Source organism: Gardnerella coleohominis (genome assembly GCF_002896555.1).
GTDB lineage: Bacteria > Actinomycetota > Actinomycetes > Actinomycetales > Bifidobacteriaceae > Bifidobacterium > Bifidobacterium vaginale_F.
Map to the genome: position 1 here is coordinate 225,016 of NZ_MNLH01000002.1, position 15,071 is coordinate 240,086.

A 15,071-nucleotide genomic window follows, 5' to 3' on the forward strand; every position below is an offset into this window, starting at 1 on the left:
TCGTGGCAGTTTTTGCTAATTTTGCGATTTTTGCCACGATAACGCACAGATTATTTATTCTAGTTTTCTAAAAAATCTGCTTATTTTTAATAAAATCTGCAATGTTTACGTGCTTAATGCCGTTACGTTTTTGTATAAGCGAATCCATGGTCATAACATATTTTTCATAATTATCATGAATAGCTTCTAAAGCCCTATACTCGCGATCTTCTGTTTCCCGACTCAACAAAATCGTATAAGCTACTTGCACGTAAGCATAATCCATATCTGCATTGCGCAGAATGAAATCGCACTCCAACTTTCCAATACGTCCAACGCTTACAGAGTATCCAAAGCTTTTAGCATATAAGTACACAATATTTTCCAAAGTAGGACCATAGTTTATGCGATTATCCGTATTTAGAGCGTAATAAAAACTTAAATCTGCTAAGTAATACTTCTTTTCTCCAGAAAGAGCACGCTTTGATTTCATATCGAAACGTGGGCATTCATAAATGATTTTCGCATCTGAAAGAACACGAATATACCTTGCTAAAGTAGTACGACTTATAGCTAATCCATTCTTCTTTAAAGATTCACACAAGCTATTGATACTAGTCGTAGCGCCAAAATTGTTAATAATATAGTTACGTACCGCTTCAAACGCTTGCGTATCTTTAATTTTTACTCGAGTTTTAATATCTTTATCAAAAATTTCTTTAATAACATTACTTACATACGTTCGTTTGTCGCCCATATTATCTATGGAAACAGTACGAGGGAAACCACCTTCGAGAATATAATTATTAAGCTCTTTACTAATGTCGGAATCTACTGGTTGATCATAGAATTTTTTGAAATCTTCATACTCGTCAAAACTTAGCGGAAACATCTCAAATTCAAGATATCTTCCAGTTAATTTTGTTGCTAATTCGCCACTTAACAAGTAAGAATTAGATCCCGTTATAAAAATAGAATATTCGCCTTCTTCTCGAAATCCGTTTACTACTTCTTCAAATCCTTTAACATTTTGTATTTCATCTAGAAACACGTATTTTAAGCCGCTAGTATTAGTAAGTTTTTCTATAAGAGCGTCAAGCTGATCGGCTGTTTTTACATTTCTGTATTCGCGCTTATCAAGATTTATATAAATAATATTAGATTCTGGAACTGGATTATTTCGTTCTTTAAGCTCATCGATAATCGTGCGCATAAGACTTGATTTACCACATCTGCGAATGCCAGTAATCACTTTTATAAGATCGCTATCATCGTAAAACGCGCGAATTTTGCTAAGATACTTTTCGCGGCGATACAGTTTTTCTTGATTCACGGTCATAGCAAAATCCTTTTACAAGAGCCAAACGCCTTTTTCGTATTGGCGTATGAGTTATATTATATCGCAAAAACCCAGTTATCGTGGCAGTTTTTGCTAGATTTGCATTTTCTGCCACGATAACGTGTGATTGTGTTGAGTATATTGCAAAATAATATAATTTAGATTATTATAATTACGATTATAATAATCGCGATTATATTAAATAGAGCGTATATTCGTCAGCAATAAGATGCGCTGAAAAATATGCAATTATTGGCGTAGCGACAGGTGGAATATGGTTTTTGTTGGCAGACAAGACGAGTTACAAGTACTGGAAAAACTGTATGAAAACAGCAAGCACTCGTTCCAGATGGCAATAGTTTATGGCCGAAGACGAATAGGAAAAACTTCGCTTATTTCACAATTTTGTAAAAATAAGCGCGCAATACTTTTTACTTCTCGCGAACAAACTAATATCGAGAATTTGCGTGATTTCTCGCGAACTGTGTACGATTTCTTCAATCTACCGTCAACTACAGGATCGTTTAATAATTGGAACGACGCTCTCGATTTTATTGCACGACAATCTAGTAGCGCAAATCAAAGCGCTTCTCAATCCCCACTTATTCTAGTTTTTGACGAATTTCCTTACGCAGCTCAAGCAGATAAATCCCTAGCGTCAACATTCCAAGTTGCAATAGATCATAAATTTAAGAACGCGAACATGACTCTTATTTTGTGCGGCAGCAACGAAGGATTCATGGAAAGTGAAGTTCTTGGTAAAAAGAGTCCGCTTTACGGAAGACGTACCGCACAGATTCGTTTGCAACCATTTGATCTTTTTGAAGCATCTGAACTTATGCCAAATAATGCTACTTGGGAAGATAAAATCAACTATTTTGCATCCCTTGGAGGAACACCATACTATATTGAACAGTTAGATAATAAGTCTTCGTTTGCGGAAAATCTTGAGCAGTTATGCTTTAATATTTCGGGAATTTTGTACGCTGAACCAGACATGCTTATGCGACAAGAATTGCGCGATCCGTCAACATACAATAGTGTGCTCAATGCTCTTGCAACTGGATGCAATACTCCAACTTTAATATCGGATCGTATTGGATTGCCGGCTACATCAGTGAACGTGTATTTGAAAACATTAGAAGGCCTCGGATTAATTGAAAGAAATATTCCATTCGGCATGAATCCACTTCATTGCAAAAAAGGATTATGGCAGATTTGTGACCCATTTTTTGCGTATTGGTATAGGTTTGTAGCGCCTAATAAAGGATTGATTGAACGCGGACTTTCACACGCTGCCGCAAGTAGTGTTCTTGGTGGCGAACATGAAGTATTTAGTACTTTTGTAGGTCAACAGTTTGAGAAAATGTGCGAACAGTGGATTGTGCGCCAATGCAAAATTGGCAGAATGGACTTTTTGCCAACTAAGTTAGGTAAATGGTGGGGTGCTGATTCTATTGCGCGCGAACAAACTGATATCGATATTGTTGCAGAAGACGATATTAACAAGCAGCTTCTTATTGCAGAATGTAAGTGGCGTAATAATCTTAACGAAGCTGAAGCAGTGAGCAAGTTGTTGCAGCGAGCAACTTTAGTTGAGAATGCAAAAAATCGCGATTATAAGAAAATATTTATGTTGTTTACAAAGTATCCAACTTCTTATAATCCTCGTCATGCTAAAACAAGCATCAACTTTGTTGACGCGCAAACAATGTTTTTTAATTGATTACGAGACAATAGTTGCGAGACTATATTGCGTAGCAATAATCACAAGTTATCGTGGCAGAAATTGCAAAATTGTATCCTGCAGGATAAAATATTTTTATGGAGATACTTAAAACAGATGAGTATCGCAATTGGATGAAAAAATGGTAAATATAAGTAAATGGGATGCGAGTGAGTATCTTGAGGACAATGATGATGTTATTGCGTATCTCAATGCCGCAGCAGAACTTAACGATCCTCGCTTGTTGCAAGCTGCCATAGGTGATATTGCAAAAGCTCGAGGAATGAAAGAGATTGCTCAAAAAGCTGAGGTCGGAAGGGAAAGCCTTTACAAAAGCCTAAGACGAGACGGCAATCCTAGTTTTCAGACTATTGCGAAGGTTGTTCAAGCGTTAGGCGGACGCATTGCAATAGAACCTGCAAATGCGTGATATACCCATTTATCGTGGCAAAAATTGCAAAAATCGCAAAAACTGCCACGATAACTCGGTTAAAAATATGGCGTTACAATTCTTTGTTGCTTTTACACTACAAAAAAGATGAAATGTTAGTATGAAAGCAACAGAAGTGAGGCTATTGTGTCAAACAAAGAGATACTCCTTAACTATTTAGATAATAATCATGGAATAATTACATACAAGGATTGTAAAACATTAGATATTCCAACTATATATTTAACTCGTTTGAAAAACGAAGGTGTTCTTAATCGAATTGAAAGGGGGATTTTCCTCTCTTCCAATGGTGATTATGACGAATATTACTTCTTTCAATATCGTTATCCACAGGCCGTATTCTCTTATGTTTCAGCTCTTTATCTTCAAGGTTTTACAGATGAAATTCCACAACATCTTGAAGTAAGCGTTCCTAGAGGATATCGTTTTAATAATCCACCCTCAAATTTAGCTATTCATTGGGTTTCAAGATTGTATAGCAAGTTAGGCGTCACTACAACGGCTACCCCAATGGGGAATGAAGTACGTGTCTATGATTTTGAACGTATTATTTGTAATTTTATAATAAACAGAAACAGTATTGATTCTGAACTTTTTGTTAAAACTCTTCAAGCTTATAGTAAGTATAACGGGAAAGATCTTATAAAACTTCATGAGTATGCAACAAAAATGAATATATCCAATAAAGTTAAGCAAACACTGGAAGTGCTATTGTGAATAAGATAAAATTAACAGTGGCAAAATTATTCGAAAAAATATAGTTATACAAAAGAAATAACATTTTCAAGCGTACTTGATGAAATTATAAACTTATTAAACGTTCTTAACGCTAAGCAAGATGACTAAATTTTGTACCCATTGGCGACGAAGCGACAATTCTGGCGACATAAAAATGTCGCTTTACGTCATATCTCTCATGCTCATTCTTGACAAACTCATACAACAACTTTAATATTTTTAATAAAAGTTTAATTTAATTAAAGTTTTATAGGTTGACGAAAGGGGGTGATATGGATCATATTCCAAAATGGATGGCTAATCTCACAGACGAAGATATGTCGTTTATAAAGAACTTTGTATTATCGTCTGGATCGTTAAAAGAAATGTCGCAAATGTATCAAGTCTCTTATCCAACGATGAGAATCAGGCTTAACAAGCTCATTGAAAAACTGCGCATAAGCGATAATGAACCAGAAGACCCGTTCGTTCTTTTAGTAAAGAGTCTTGCTATTGACGATAAATACGATGTTGACACAGCTCGAACACTCATAAACGAATATAGAAAAAGAAAGGATGAATCATGAGCTATGCATTATTTGGTCCAATAATTGACATTCTTATTGCACTTGTTATATGTGCTTTAGTGTTCTTTATTGCAAGAAGTCTTATTCGATATGCGCATTCTCTTAAGAAAGACGATAAGTCATCTAAGCAGTCTGCAGAAGATAAAAGAATTGCGTTACAGGACTTATAAAACACAAAATACCAAGTTATCGTGGCAAAAATTGCAAAATTAGCAAAAACTGCCACGATAACTTCATAAGCACGCCTCTATTTAAAAATAGTTCCAAAACGGAAATATTCTTAAATATTGATTGCTGAGAACATACAAACTGCTAATAGTAAAAGTTTTTAAAAAGTTTTCTAAAAGCACTATCGTTAAAAATAGGTACACCTATTTGTATAGATAAAATCTGCACGTTAGTATGTTGGTAATTTACAAAACGAGAATCACGAGGAGGTGCTTATTATGACTAATCCTTTGCGCGGTATACGAGAAGAAGATATCGTCAAGTACTTTAAAGAGCACAATCTTTCAGTTGATAAAACGTATGTATTTACCATGAAATACGACCCTTGGTGGAAAGATTTAATCAAACTATTTTTGTTACCTAAATTATTCTATGTAGCACAAAGCGTTGATGCGCGTATTGTTGCTGCCACTGATAATGAGTTTATTGTTGTTAATCCGAATGTCATTTTAGGCTCGGGTAATCTAGCTAAATTAGACGATAAGCATCTTCGTCGTATTGCGTGGAATCAACTCACTAATTTTGAAGTTATAAATAAGCCAACAACTCAAATAATTCGCTTTACTGTCAATAGTAAAACCGAAGAATGGAGTGTGCCAACGGAAAGTGCTAGCGTATGGCACTTTAATGTGTACAATCTTGATAATTTGAGAAAAACAGTACAATCGCACATCTCTTGATAATCGGATTCTAAAACAAGATACCATATATTGTATGAACACCACTTACGCAATTGTTGATAATGACACGCTTGTATTGCGATATATGCAACTTCTTCTAAAAAGTCGTTTGCCTGAAAACTTTGTTTGTGCATGGATGTGTTCTTCTGCAAAACAAGCTATTCATCGTTGCGTTACAGAAAATACTCCTGACGTACTTTTAGTAGATATGTCAATGAGAGAAATGAGTGGCGTTGATGTAATTAAAGCAATTCGCGAGCGCAATGGCGATATTGTTTTAATTGGCATTACTTCCTACATGTTAGATGAATACGTATTGCAAGTTGCTAAGTCGGGTGGTCAAGCGTTAATACATAAAGACAATTTATCAGACGTAGTTGCAGCTATCCAATCGCGCGCAACAAGCTACGGGTGTCCAGAATTGCCACAATATATTGACTATTTTCACACTCCGCAAGAATCATTTAATATGATTTCTCAACTTCCGAAGACTTCAGTTTTGTCTCCTCAAGAATCGGAAATTATGCGCTTGTGCAAACAGGGGTATTCTACGAAAGAGATTGCAGATCAGCTTAATGTGAAAGTTTCAACAGTAAACACGCATTTACGGCGTATTTACGGAAAACTTCAAGTCCGAAGTCGTATGCAGGCGCTTGCCGCGCTCGCAAAGTATTCGCATGACATATAACGTGTAAGAAATTAACGTGTAAAAGTAGGTAGTTATGAAATTATTAACGCGTATGATCAATTTTTTGCCGCATGATGCCTGGCGGAAAATTGGAATTGGTGTGATCATAAGTTGTACTTTGATTCTTGAGATTTGTTCCTATAATAATCTTCATTACTACTCTAATTGGCATGCCATTACGGTTGAAATAGTATGGATTGTAATCTGCTTATGCATTGCAATATGGCCACGTAAAGCATCTTTTATTGTACTTATTTGGATGCCGTTGGTAATTATTGCGCCCAATATCAACTATTCATCTATGATGCTTACCATATTGATTTGTTTGGCAATTGCTGTAATTACTCAACCTTGGTACACAGTGCTTTCTTCTTGCGGAGTTTCTTCATGGTTCTTTATTATATGCGATTTTCAAAACGCTTATGTGTTAGCGTGGTGGCTTCTTATCACTCTTATTTCTAGCGCAATCGTAAAATACTATATTTCTACTATTCACCAACAGCAGGAACAGTTATTTGCACAGCGTTACAACGTTTTTCAAAAATATGCCACTATTGCCGCAATTCGCATGCACGATGAAGTAACTAATGAGCTTTCCAACATTATGATGATGGCTCAACAATCTATTGAACCTCAAACAACTCATGAGCAAGAACACGAAAATTCGCGAGAGATTCTTCAACGTGCTACTACAACTCTTCATAGAGCACGTAATATCATTTCTCTTCTTGACAATGCTACAACTATAAGCACTGGCGATGTTATGCAATCGACTACATGTTATAAAGATTTTTGTACAGGCTTACGCGTTTTATTTGACTGTGAACAAAAGTCGTTTGAAAAGCTTGGCTATATTGGTTCCATTGACTTTAGTAGTGATTTAGCTGCTGAAGATTCTCGGTCAATCCATTTGCCTTTTGAAGAATGTGCTCAAATTGAGTATATTTGCCGAGAACTGCTTGCGAACGTAAAAAAGCATGCTGCAAAGCCTAAAGAATACGCTATGAATGTAATGCTTAATGACCATGAATGTCATATTACGTGTATAAATAGTGCACAACGAGGTATTCTTGCTAACTTGCAATTAGGATATGGACTGCGTTTTCATAAGATACTTGCGGAACGCGTTGGCGGAACTTTTAAAGTTATTGAAGATGGCGATTCGTGGATTATTAATGTACACGTTCCACTTCATGTAGAGAAATAGTCATTGTGCAAGAATAAATTATTGTGCTTTCTTGCGCTTTAATCGAGTATTTGGACGCTTTTTAATCGAGTATTTGGACATATTTCAATCGAGTATTTGGACGAACCTTTGCGCGGCAGATGCAAATAAGCGGTTAATCTGTGATGCAGAATGCTGTTTCGTTGCTATTTTATATCGAGTTATCGTGGCAGAAAATGCAAAATTATCGAAATCTGCCACGATAACGCCATAAGTGCGGGGATATTTAAGAATAGTTCCAAAATGGAAATATTCTTAAATAATTAAATAAAAAAGAGGTTGCTTATGAAAAGTACATAAGCAACCTGATTAATTAACTAATTAACGAAGCAATGAAGCAACTAAGCGATTAGAAATCCCAATCGTCGTCGTCAGTTTCAACAGACTTGCCCATAATGTAGCTGGAACCAGAGCCGGAGAAGAAGTCGTGATTTTCGTCGGCTGCAGGAGATAGAGCTGCGAGAATTTCTGGGCTTACGTGAGTTTCTTCTTCGCTGTACTTTGCAGGGTAGCCAAGATTCATCAAAGCCTTGTTAGCGTTATAACGCACGAAGTCAAAAACGTCATCGTGGAAGTCAAATCCTTCGTAAATCTGACCAGAATACTCAACTTCCAAATCGTACAAAGTATCAAGCAAGTTCATAGTGAACTTTTCAAGATTCTTCTTATCGTTCTCGCTTCTAAACTCCAAACCGCGCTGGAACTTGTAGCCCGAGTAATAGCCGTGAATAGCTTTATCGCGCAAAATCAAGCGAATCATATCTGCAGTATTCATCATCTTACCGCGAGAAGCAAAGTAAAGCGGAAGATAGAAGCCCGCGTAAAGAAGAAGTGAAGAAAGCATGGTCGCCGCAATCTTGCGCTTAAGCGGATCTTCGCTCTCGTACTCACAAAGCACGGTGGTAACTCGCTGCTGCAAAACGTCGTTTCCAACAGCCCAACGATAAGCTTCGTCAATCTCTTCGCTAGAGCAAAGAGTGGAGAAAATAGAGGAGTAGGAGCGAGCGTGAATCGACTGCATAAAAGCAATATTCGTGTAAATAGCCTGCTCGTGCTCAGTGCGAGCGTGCTCAATCTGGCAAAGCTCACCAATAGTTGCCTGGCTGGTATCAAGCAAAGTCAAGCCTGTAAAAACGCGAGTAGTAGTCTTGCGCTCAAGGTCGGTGAGGGAACGCCAAGAAGGAATATCGTTGCTCAGCGGAACCTTTTCTGGAAGCCAGAAGTTAGCAATAAGACGATTCCAAACGTCCAAATCCTTGTCGTCAACAATATTATTCCAATTAACTGGGCGCACGCGCGAACCGTGATGATAGCGATACTGAGCTGGAGTGATGGAAGCTGCCATCATCTCGTCGCTTGCGATTACGCGATTCGTGCCGAAAGGCTTATCGAGACTGCTTCTAAGCTCGGTTGGGCTGAGTTCTGTCATAATTACTCCTGATTTTGTGTTTACGTTTTTATAAAATTTTTAAGTTTTTGATTTGGCGTTCGAAAGATTTGCAACCATAAGGTTTACAGCGTGCAGCTTACGCAACCCTCGATTTCAGTACCTTCCAAAGCCTTCTGGCGAATACGAATGTAGTAAAGAGTTTTAATTCCCTTACGCCACGCGTAAATCTGAGCCTTGTTCAAATCGCGAGTAGTAGTAGTGTCTGGGAAGAACAAAGTAAGTGACAATCCTTGATCCACATGCTGAGTTGCTTCAGCGTAAGTATCAATAATCGCCTTCCAGCCAATCTCGTATGCATCCTTAAAGTACTGCATATTGTCATTCGTCATATAAGCGGCAGGGTAGTAGACGCGACCAACTTTGCCTTCTTTACGAATCTCAATACGCGAAGCAATCGGGTGAATCGAACTTGTGGAATGATTGATGTACGAGATTGAACCAGTTGGAGGAACAGCTTGCAAATACTCGTTGTAAATGCCATCGCGCAAAATCTCGTCGCGCAACTGCTCCCAGTCTGAAACGGTTGGAATTGCAACGTTAAAACGAGCAAACAAATCACGAACCGCTTGAGTGCGAGGTTCCAACGAGCGGCTGCCATCTGTGTACTTATCGAAGTAGTTGCCTTTGCTTGCAGGCTTAGCGTAAGCGCTAGTCTTAAAGCTTGCAAAAGCGCGGCCGCGCTCTACAGCCAAAGCGTGAGAAGCCTTATAAGCATGGTAAGCAACAGTCATAAAGTACATGTCTGTAAAGTCAAGAGCTTCCTCGCTTCCGTACTGCATATGCTCACGCGCAAGGAAACCGTGCAAATTCATTTGACCCAAGCCAATAGCATGACCTTCTTCGTTACCGCGACGAATCGAAGGCACGGAATCAATCGAAGTGTGCTCGGAGACAGAAGTGAGCGCGCGCACAGCCAAATCAACGCTTGCGCCTAAGTCGCCATCCATTGCCTTAGCAATATTAAGAGAGCCAAGATTGCAAGAAATATCGCGTCCAACGTGGCTATAAGACAAGTCGGCGTTATAAGTACTTGCTTCCTGAGTTTGCAAAATCTCGGAGCACAAGTTGCTCATAGTAATGCGACCCTCAATAGGATTCGTGCGATTCACAGTATCCTCAAACAAAATGTAAGGGTAGCCGGATTCAAACTGAATCTCTGCAAGAGTCATAAAGAATTCGCGAGCGTCGATGTACTTCTTGTGAATGCGAGGATTTGCAACCATCTCATCGTAATGTTCGGTAACAGAAATATCTGCGAAAGGCTTACCGTACTCGCGCTCAACGTCGTAAGGGCTAAACAAAGCCATCTTTTCCTTACGCTTAGCAAGTTCGAAAGTAATATCTGGAATCACAACGCCCAAAGAAAGCGACTTAATACGAATCTTCTCGTCTGCGTTCTCGCGCTTAGTGTCGAGGAAACGCATAATATCCGGGTGGTGAGCGCTAATATACACAGCGCCGGCACCCTGGCGAGCGCCAAGCTGATTAGCGTAAGAGAATGAATCTTCCAAAAGCTTCATAACAGGCACAACACCACTCGACTGATTCTCGATGCGCTTAATAGGAGCGCCAAGTTCGCGCAAATTGGTAAGTAGCAGAGCAACGCCGCCGCCGCGCTTAGAAAGTTGCAAAGCAGAATTAATTCCGCGCGCAATGGATTCCATGTTGTCTTCCAAACGCACAAGGAAGCAGCTCACAGCCTCGCCGCGCTGAGCTTTACCAAGATTTAAGAACGTTGGAGTGGCTGGCTGGAAGCGACCTGCAAGCATCTCGTCCAAATAGTTGAGAGCTGCTTTTTCGTCGCCGTCTGCGAGTTCCAAAGCGACTGCAGCTGCGCGCTGAGCGAAGTTTTCCAAATATTGCTTGCCGTCAAAAGTCTTCAAAGCGTAAGAAGTGTAGAACTTAAAAGCTCCCAAGAACGTGCCAAAAGTGTGGTGAGCAGCTTCTGCGTGCTCGTAGAACTTATCGAGAAACTCGTCGCTGTACTTTCCGAACACGTTGCCGTTGTAGTAGTAGTTGTTAATCAAATAGTTCAAGCGCTCGCTAGTGGAAGCAAACTTCATACTGTGTTCTTGCACGTAACCCGAAACGTAAAGCTTTTCTGCTTCTTGATCTTTATCAAACTGAATGCCTTTTTCTGGGTCAAAAAGGCCGAGCATAGCGTTAAGAACGTGGTAGTCGCGGCTATTGCGAATGCGCTCGGCAGTGCTGCTAGTAGTGCTGGCAGTGTCAGTGTTATCAAGATTAAGCGCAGTAGATTCGCTCATCGGATCCGTGCTATTCATGGGTTTTATTCCTTTCCTAGTGCGTTAGTTTTGTTTTTCAAACGCTGGTTGTTTTGTTGCTTATGTATCTTTTGTTTATTTCGTTTCTTCTGTTTCTTTTAGTTGTCTTAAAAATCTTGGTATTCCCTGTGCTACTTTTTCAATATCTTCTTGAGTTCCCGTGAGCTCAAACGAATACATATTTGGAATTCCGCACTTTCCAGAAATTTGACCGCCTGCAGCGCAATATGCTTCTCCAAAATTTGTATTTCCGGAAGAAATTACTCCGCGAATAAACGAACGATTTTCGCGATTATTTAAGAATTTGCGCACTTGAATCGGTATCGCTTTCTTAATGTTTCCACCGCCGTAAGTCGGAACAATCAAAACGTATGGTTCGCGTACGTTTAGTTCTGGTTCTTTTGGGCGAAGTGGTATGCGATAAACGTTCACATTACTGCTTGGAAAGTCGCAATTTTTCACGAATCTCAATGTGTTTTCGGAGACGGAAGAAAAATAGACTACAGCTCCGATTGATTCGCCTTGTGCGCATGCTTCTGGCTCACTTGGTTGTGTTATATCTTCTTGTTCACACATTTTTATGCTTCTTTTGCTGTTTCTGCGGAAGTTCCGAGTTTGTCTGCAATTTGTGCGATTAAATCTGGGCGGTACCCACTCCAGGATGCGTCTGGAGCAATAACCACTGGAGCTTGACGGTATCCAGCATTTTTTAACTGTTCGAGTGATTCAGGGCTTTTTGACAAGTCCACAGTTTCGAAGTTCACGCCAAGTTTTGTGAACTGTCGCTTAGTGGCATCACACTGTGGGCAATGAGGTTTGGTAAACACTGTAATAGTCATTTCAATCTCCTCTGGTGATGGGGAATTTTTAATTCCGTGTTGTATCGACAAAAGCCAAATAGCCAGCATACTACCAATAAGTACTATTTGTAGTGGTGTGTCGAACATACAATCACTACATATAGTTATTGTCAGAATTGCTAAAAATAGCATTTTTGTAAGCGTGTCGTGCTGATTAAGAGATTTTGGATGATATTTTGGAAGTGTATAAATGTAATCTATATCACAAAATTTATTATCTGCGTTTAATTATTTTAAAACTGGATTTCCTTGTGCACATCGGTAGATAAAATTAAAAAGTGCGTTTCTTGAAGGGGCGTAACGCGAAAGAATCGTGCATGTTTTATTAGTAATGCAAATTCTTTAAATTACTTGGGCGCGTGCAAATTGCTTTAGTATGCAAAGCTCGTGCAAATAATATAACAAGATAAAAGATAAGAGGTGTCATTATGACGGAAGCCCAGGCAAATATTGGCGTTGTTGGTTTGGCGGCTATGGGGTCGAATTTAGCGAGAAATCTTGCGCATCACGGCAATACAGTTGCTGTTTACAATCGTCATTATTCACGCACCGAAACTTTGATGAATGAGCATGGCAGTGAAGGTGCTTTCGTTCCTGCTAAAACTGTTGAAGAATTCGTGGCTTCTCTAAAGCGTCCACGCACCGCAATAATTATGGTAAAAGCTGGCGCTCCTACTGATGCTGTTATTGAAGAACTTGCAAATGCTATGGAGCCGGGAGATATTATCGTAGACGGCGGAAACTCTTATTTTGAAGACACGATTCGCAGAGAGCGTGATATTCGCGCGCGCGGTCTTCATTACGTTGGTTGCGGTGTTTCTGGCGGCGAAGAAGGTGCTTTGCGTGGTCCTTCGATGATGCCTGGTGGCACTGAGGAATCTTGGAAGACTCTTGGTCCTATTTTGAAGTCTATTGCTGCTGTTGCTGAAGGTGAGCCTTGCGTAACCCATATTGGCACTGATGGTGCTGGTCACTTTGTGAAAATGGTTCACAATGGCATCGAGTATTCGGATATGCAGCTTATTGCCGAAAGCTACGATTTAATGCTTCGCGGTTTGGGAATGAAGTCCGACGAAATTGCAGACGTATTTAGCGAGTGGAATAAGGGCGAACTTGATTCTTATTTGATTGAGATTACGGCTGATGTGCTTCGTCAGAAGGATGCTAAGACTGGTAAGCCTTTGGTTGAAATGATGGTGGATCACGCTGGCATGAAGGGCACTGGCACTTGGACTGTACAGTCCGCGCTTTCTCTTGGAATACCAGTTACCGGTATTGCTGAAGCTGTGTTTGCTCGTGGACTTTCAAGCCAGGTTGCTTTGCGTGAAGCTGCTGAAAACCAAGGTTTAACTGGCCCAGACATGCATTTTGATTTGAACGATGCTGAGCGCAAGGCGTTTATTGAGGATATTCGCCAAGCTTTGTACGCTTCTAAGATTGTTTCTTATGCTCAGGGATTCGACGAGATTGCGGCTGCTGCGATTGAGCATGATTGGAAGATTGACCAGGCTGCGGTTGCTCGCATTTGGCGTGGTGGATGCATTATTCGTGCTCAGTTCTTGAACCGTGTTTCTGAGGCTTTTGAGTCTGGTGAAGCAAGCGTTTCTCTGCTTTTTGCTCCTTACTTTAAGGATGCAATTGAAAAGTCTCAAGCTGCTTGGCGTCGTGTTATTGCGCGTGCAGTTGAGCATGGCGTGCCTGTTCCAGCATTCTCTAGCTTGCTTGCATACTACGATGGCTTGCGTTCCAAGCGTTTGCCAGCTTCGTTGATTCAAGCTCAGCGCGATTTCTTCGGCGCACACACTTACGGTCGCATCGACGAGCCAGGCGTATTCCACACTTTGTGGGCAGATCCTAATCATCCAGAAGTAAAGCAAGACTAAATCAAAATAATATTTAGAACAAGCAGGCCTCTGCATAATAATGCAGAGGCCTGCTAGTTATTGTTCTGAGTATTATGCATGTTGCTAAGAGCTATGCAGATTATTGGATTGCAGCTTGCAGTGTGCCTGCGGTGGTCATCCAAGAGATTTCGTCAGTTCCGTTTGCAAAAGATGCAGGATATTCCGGATTATCCGCACTCGAAAGTACGTTCATTAAAGCAGCACCCTTTTCTGCACCAGCAGTCAAGAACCAAGTGCGGCGACTGTGAGCTAATACAGGAACAGTAAGCGACAATCGCATTGGTGGAAGCTTAGGGGAGTGGTTTACGCCAACAACAATGCGCTCGCGATTATTGACCTGTGGCAATCCTGGGAAAAGTGAAGCCATATGCGAGTCCGATCCCATGCCGAGAATTGCTAAATCAAACACTGGCTCTTTGCCAAGCAATCCTATGATTTCTTCCTCATAGTCGCGTGCTGCATCATCTAAAATAGCATCATTTTCAGCGTCGCTGGCTGCTGCAATTTCCTTTGCGCTACGCTCATCTGCAGGCATCTCGTGAATATGAGATTCTGATAAAGCTTTATGAGAAGTAAGTAAGTCAAGCAGTGCTTTGCGAGTCTTGCGTGCGTTGCGATCCTCGCTATCGTAAGCTACGAAACGCTCATCTGCCCACCAAATATGCACTAGATTCCAATCAATCACCGTCAAAAGTGGGTTGCTGGCAAGCATTTGGAACATGCGTATTGAGTCCGTACCGCCAGTAATAAGTAAATGGAATGGTTTGTCGAGATTGTGCACATTAGCTTGTGACTCCATAACAAGAATTGCCAAGCGTTGAGCTGCAATGGCTGAAAGCACATCGGGATTATTGTAGCAGTAAACGCTTGCTTTATGTGCAAAGGTGACTTCATTATCTGCCATATTCATTTCCTCAATTTCTTATTTTTAAACGATTCGTGCGCTACTTTT

General features: G+C 40.2%; 15 protein-coding genes. 9 read left to right on the forward strand and 6 right to left on the reverse strand.

Features of this window, described 5'->3' with window-relative positions:
* Window positions 1–67: 67 nt before the first annotated feature.
* The gene (locus BFS05_RS02775) at window positions 68–1,318 is read right to left on the reverse strand and encodes an ATP-binding protein (RefSeq protein WP_103084494.1); all 1,251 of its coding nucleotides are present in this window, start codon (window positions 1,316–1,318) and stop codon (window positions 68–70) included.
* Window positions 1,319–1,592: 274 nt separating this feature from the next.
* Here BFS05_RS02775 and BFS05_RS02780 point away from each other — a divergent pair, with 274 nt between their 5' ends.
* The 8 genes from BFS05_RS02780 (at window position 1,593) to BFS05_RS02820 (ending at window position 7,602) form a co-directional block, all read left to right on the forward strand.
* Window positions 1,593–3,044, forward strand: coding sequence for an ATP-binding protein (locus BFS05_RS02780; RefSeq protein WP_103084495.1), 1,452 nt, complete (start codon window positions 1,593–1,595; stop codon window positions 3,042–3,044).
* A gap of 142 nt (window positions 3,045–3,186) precedes the next feature.
* Window positions 3,187–3,474: an addiction module antidote protein gene (locus tag BFS05_RS02785; RefSeq protein ID WP_103084496.1), complete on the forward strand. Its 288-nt coding sequence runs from the start codon at window positions 3,187–3,189 to the stop codon at window positions 3,472–3,474.
* A 147-nt stretch (window positions 3,475–3,621) separates the two neighbouring features.
* The gene (locus BFS05_RS02790) at window positions 3,622–4,212 is read left to right on the forward strand and encodes a type IV toxin-antitoxin system AbiEi family antitoxin domain-containing protein (RefSeq protein ID WP_103084497.1); all 591 of its coding nucleotides are present in this window, start codon (window positions 3,622–3,624) and stop codon (window positions 4,210–4,212) included.
* 293 nt (window positions 4,213–4,505) lie between these two features.
* On the forward strand, window positions 4,506–4,799 hold the full coding sequence (locus BFS05_RS02800) for a DUF2089 family protein (RefSeq protein WP_020759138.1): 294 nt from the start codon (window positions 4,506–4,508) through the stop codon (window positions 4,797–4,799).
* Complete coding sequence (locus tag BFS05_RS02805; RefSeq protein ID WP_004129684.1) at window positions 4,796–4,969, forward strand: hypothetical protein; 174 nt, start codon at window positions 4,796–4,798, stop codon at window positions 4,967–4,969. Before BFS05_RS02800 ends, BFS05_RS02805 begins: the two co-directional genes overlap by 4 nt.
* 276 nt (window positions 4,970–5,245) lie before the next feature.
* The gene (locus BFS05_RS02810) at window positions 5,246–5,707 is read left to right on the forward strand and encodes a hypothetical protein (protein ID WP_103084498.1); all 462 of its coding nucleotides are present in this window, start codon (window positions 5,246–5,248) and stop codon (window positions 5,705–5,707) included.
* Between the two features lie 34 nt (window positions 5,708–5,741).
* On the forward strand, window positions 5,742–6,395 hold the full coding sequence (locus BFS05_RS02815; protein WP_103084499.1) for a response regulator transcription factor: 654 nt from the start codon (window positions 5,742–5,744) through the stop codon (window positions 6,393–6,395).
* 34 nt (window positions 6,396–6,429) lie between these two features.
* Entirely contained in the window at window positions 6,430–7,602 is a 1,173-nt protein-coding gene (locus tag BFS05_RS02820; protein WP_103084500.1) for a sensor histidine kinase, read from the forward strand.
* A gap of 367 nt (window positions 7,603–7,969) precedes the next feature.
* Here the strand turns inward: BFS05_RS02820 and nrdF are convergent, their stop codons facing one another.
* The 4 genes from nrdF to nrdH form a co-directional block, all read right to left on the reverse strand.
* Complete coding sequence (gene nrdF / locus BFS05_RS02825) at window positions 7,970–9,049, reverse strand: class 1b ribonucleoside-diphosphate reductase subunit beta (RefSeq protein ID WP_103084501.1); 1,080 nt, start codon at window positions 9,047–9,049, stop codon at window positions 7,970–7,972.
* Window positions 9,050–9,132: 83 nt separating this feature from the next.
* Window positions 9,133–11,355 carry a class 1b ribonucleoside-diphosphate reductase subunit alpha gene (nrdE, locus tag BFS05_RS02830; protein WP_103084502.1) on the reverse strand — a complete coding sequence of 741 codons (2,223 nt, stop codon included), beginning with the start codon at window positions 11,353–11,355 and terminating at the stop codon, window positions 9,133–9,135.
* A gap of 75 nt (window positions 11,356–11,430) precedes the next feature.
* Window positions 11,431–11,931 carry a class Ib ribonucleoside-diphosphate reductase assembly flavoprotein NrdI gene (gene nrdI, locus BFS05_RS02835; protein ID WP_103084503.1) on the reverse strand — a complete coding sequence of 167 codons (501 nt, stop codon included), beginning with the start codon at window positions 11,929–11,931 and terminating at the stop codon, window positions 11,431–11,433.
* Window positions 11,932–11,933: 2 nt separating this feature from the next.
* Window positions 11,934–12,194, reverse strand: coding sequence for a glutaredoxin-like protein NrdH (gene nrdH / locus BFS05_RS02840; protein ID WP_033888558.1), 261 nt, complete (start codon window positions 12,192–12,194; stop codon window positions 11,934–11,936).
* 449 nt (window positions 12,195–12,643) lie between these two features.
* On the opposite strand from nrdH, the gene gndA reads away from it, so the two are divergent.
* Window positions 12,644–14,098 carry an NADP-dependent phosphogluconate dehydrogenase gene (gene gndA, locus BFS05_RS02845; protein ID WP_103084504.1) on the forward strand — a complete coding sequence of 485 codons (1,455 nt, stop codon included), beginning with the start codon at window positions 12,644–12,646 and terminating at the stop codon, window positions 14,096–14,098.
* Between the two features lie 100 nt (window positions 14,099–14,198).
* Here gndA and pgl read toward each other — a convergent pair whose 3' ends face one another.
* The gene (pgl, locus tag BFS05_RS02850; protein ID WP_103084505.1) at window positions 14,199–15,023 is read right to left on the reverse strand and encodes a 6-phosphogluconolactonase; all 825 of its coding nucleotides are present in this window, start codon (window positions 15,021–15,023) and stop codon (window positions 14,199–14,201) included.
* Window positions 15,024–15,071: the final 48 nt, after the last annotated feature.

Bases quoted from the DNA above. Each gene is read 5' to 3' on its own strand.
- nrdE (WP_103084502.1), bottom strand. From the start codon at position 11,355: ATGAATAGCACGGATCCGATGAGCGAATCTACTGCGCTTAATCTTGAT.
- pgl (WP_103084505.1), bottom strand. From the start codon at position 15,023: ATGGCAGATAATGAAGTCACCTTTGCACATAAAGCAAGCGTTTACTGC.
- BFS05_RS02810 (WP_103084498.1), top strand. From the start codon at position 5,246: ATGACTAATCCTTTGCGCGGTATACGAGAAGAAGATATCGTCAAGTAC.
- BFS05_RS02805 (WP_004129684.1), top strand. From the start codon at position 4,796: ATGAGCTATGCATTATTTGGTCCAATAATTGACATTCTTATTGCACTT.
- gndA (WP_103084504.1), top strand. From the start codon at position 12,644: ATGACGGAAGCCCAGGCAAATATTGGCGTTGTTGGTTTGGCGGCTATG.
- nrdH (WP_033888558.1), bottom strand. From the start codon at position 12,194: ATGACTATTACAGTGTTTACCAAACCTCATTGCCCACAGTGTGATGCC.
- nrdF (WP_103084501.1), bottom strand. From the start codon at position 9,049: ATGACAGAACTCAGCCCAACCGAGCTTAGAAGCAGTCTCGATAAGCCT.
- BFS05_RS02780 (WP_103084495.1), top strand. From the start codon at position 1,593: ATGGTTTTTGTTGGCAGACAAGACGAGTTACAAGTACTGGAAAAACTG.
- BFS05_RS02775 (WP_103084494.1), bottom strand. From the start codon at position 1,318: ATGACCGTGAATCAAGAAAAACTGTATCGCCGCGAAAAGTATCTTAGC.
- BFS05_RS02820 (WP_103084500.1), top strand. From the start codon at position 6,430: ATGAAATTATTAACGCGTATGATCAATTTTTTGCCGCATGATGCCTGG.
- BFS05_RS02800 (WP_020759138.1), top strand. From the start codon at position 4,506: ATGGATCATATTCCAAAATGGATGGCTAATCTCACAGACGAAGATATG.
- BFS05_RS02815 (WP_103084499.1), top strand. From the start codon at position 5,742: ATGAACACCACTTACGCAATTGTTGATAATGACACGCTTGTATTGCGA.
- nrdI (WP_103084503.1), bottom strand. From the start codon at position 11,931: ATGTGTGAACAAGAAGATATAACACAACCAAGTGAGCCAGAAGCATGC.
- BFS05_RS02785 (WP_103084496.1), top strand. From the start codon at position 3,187: ATGGTAAATATAAGTAAATGGGATGCGAGTGAGTATCTTGAGGACAAT.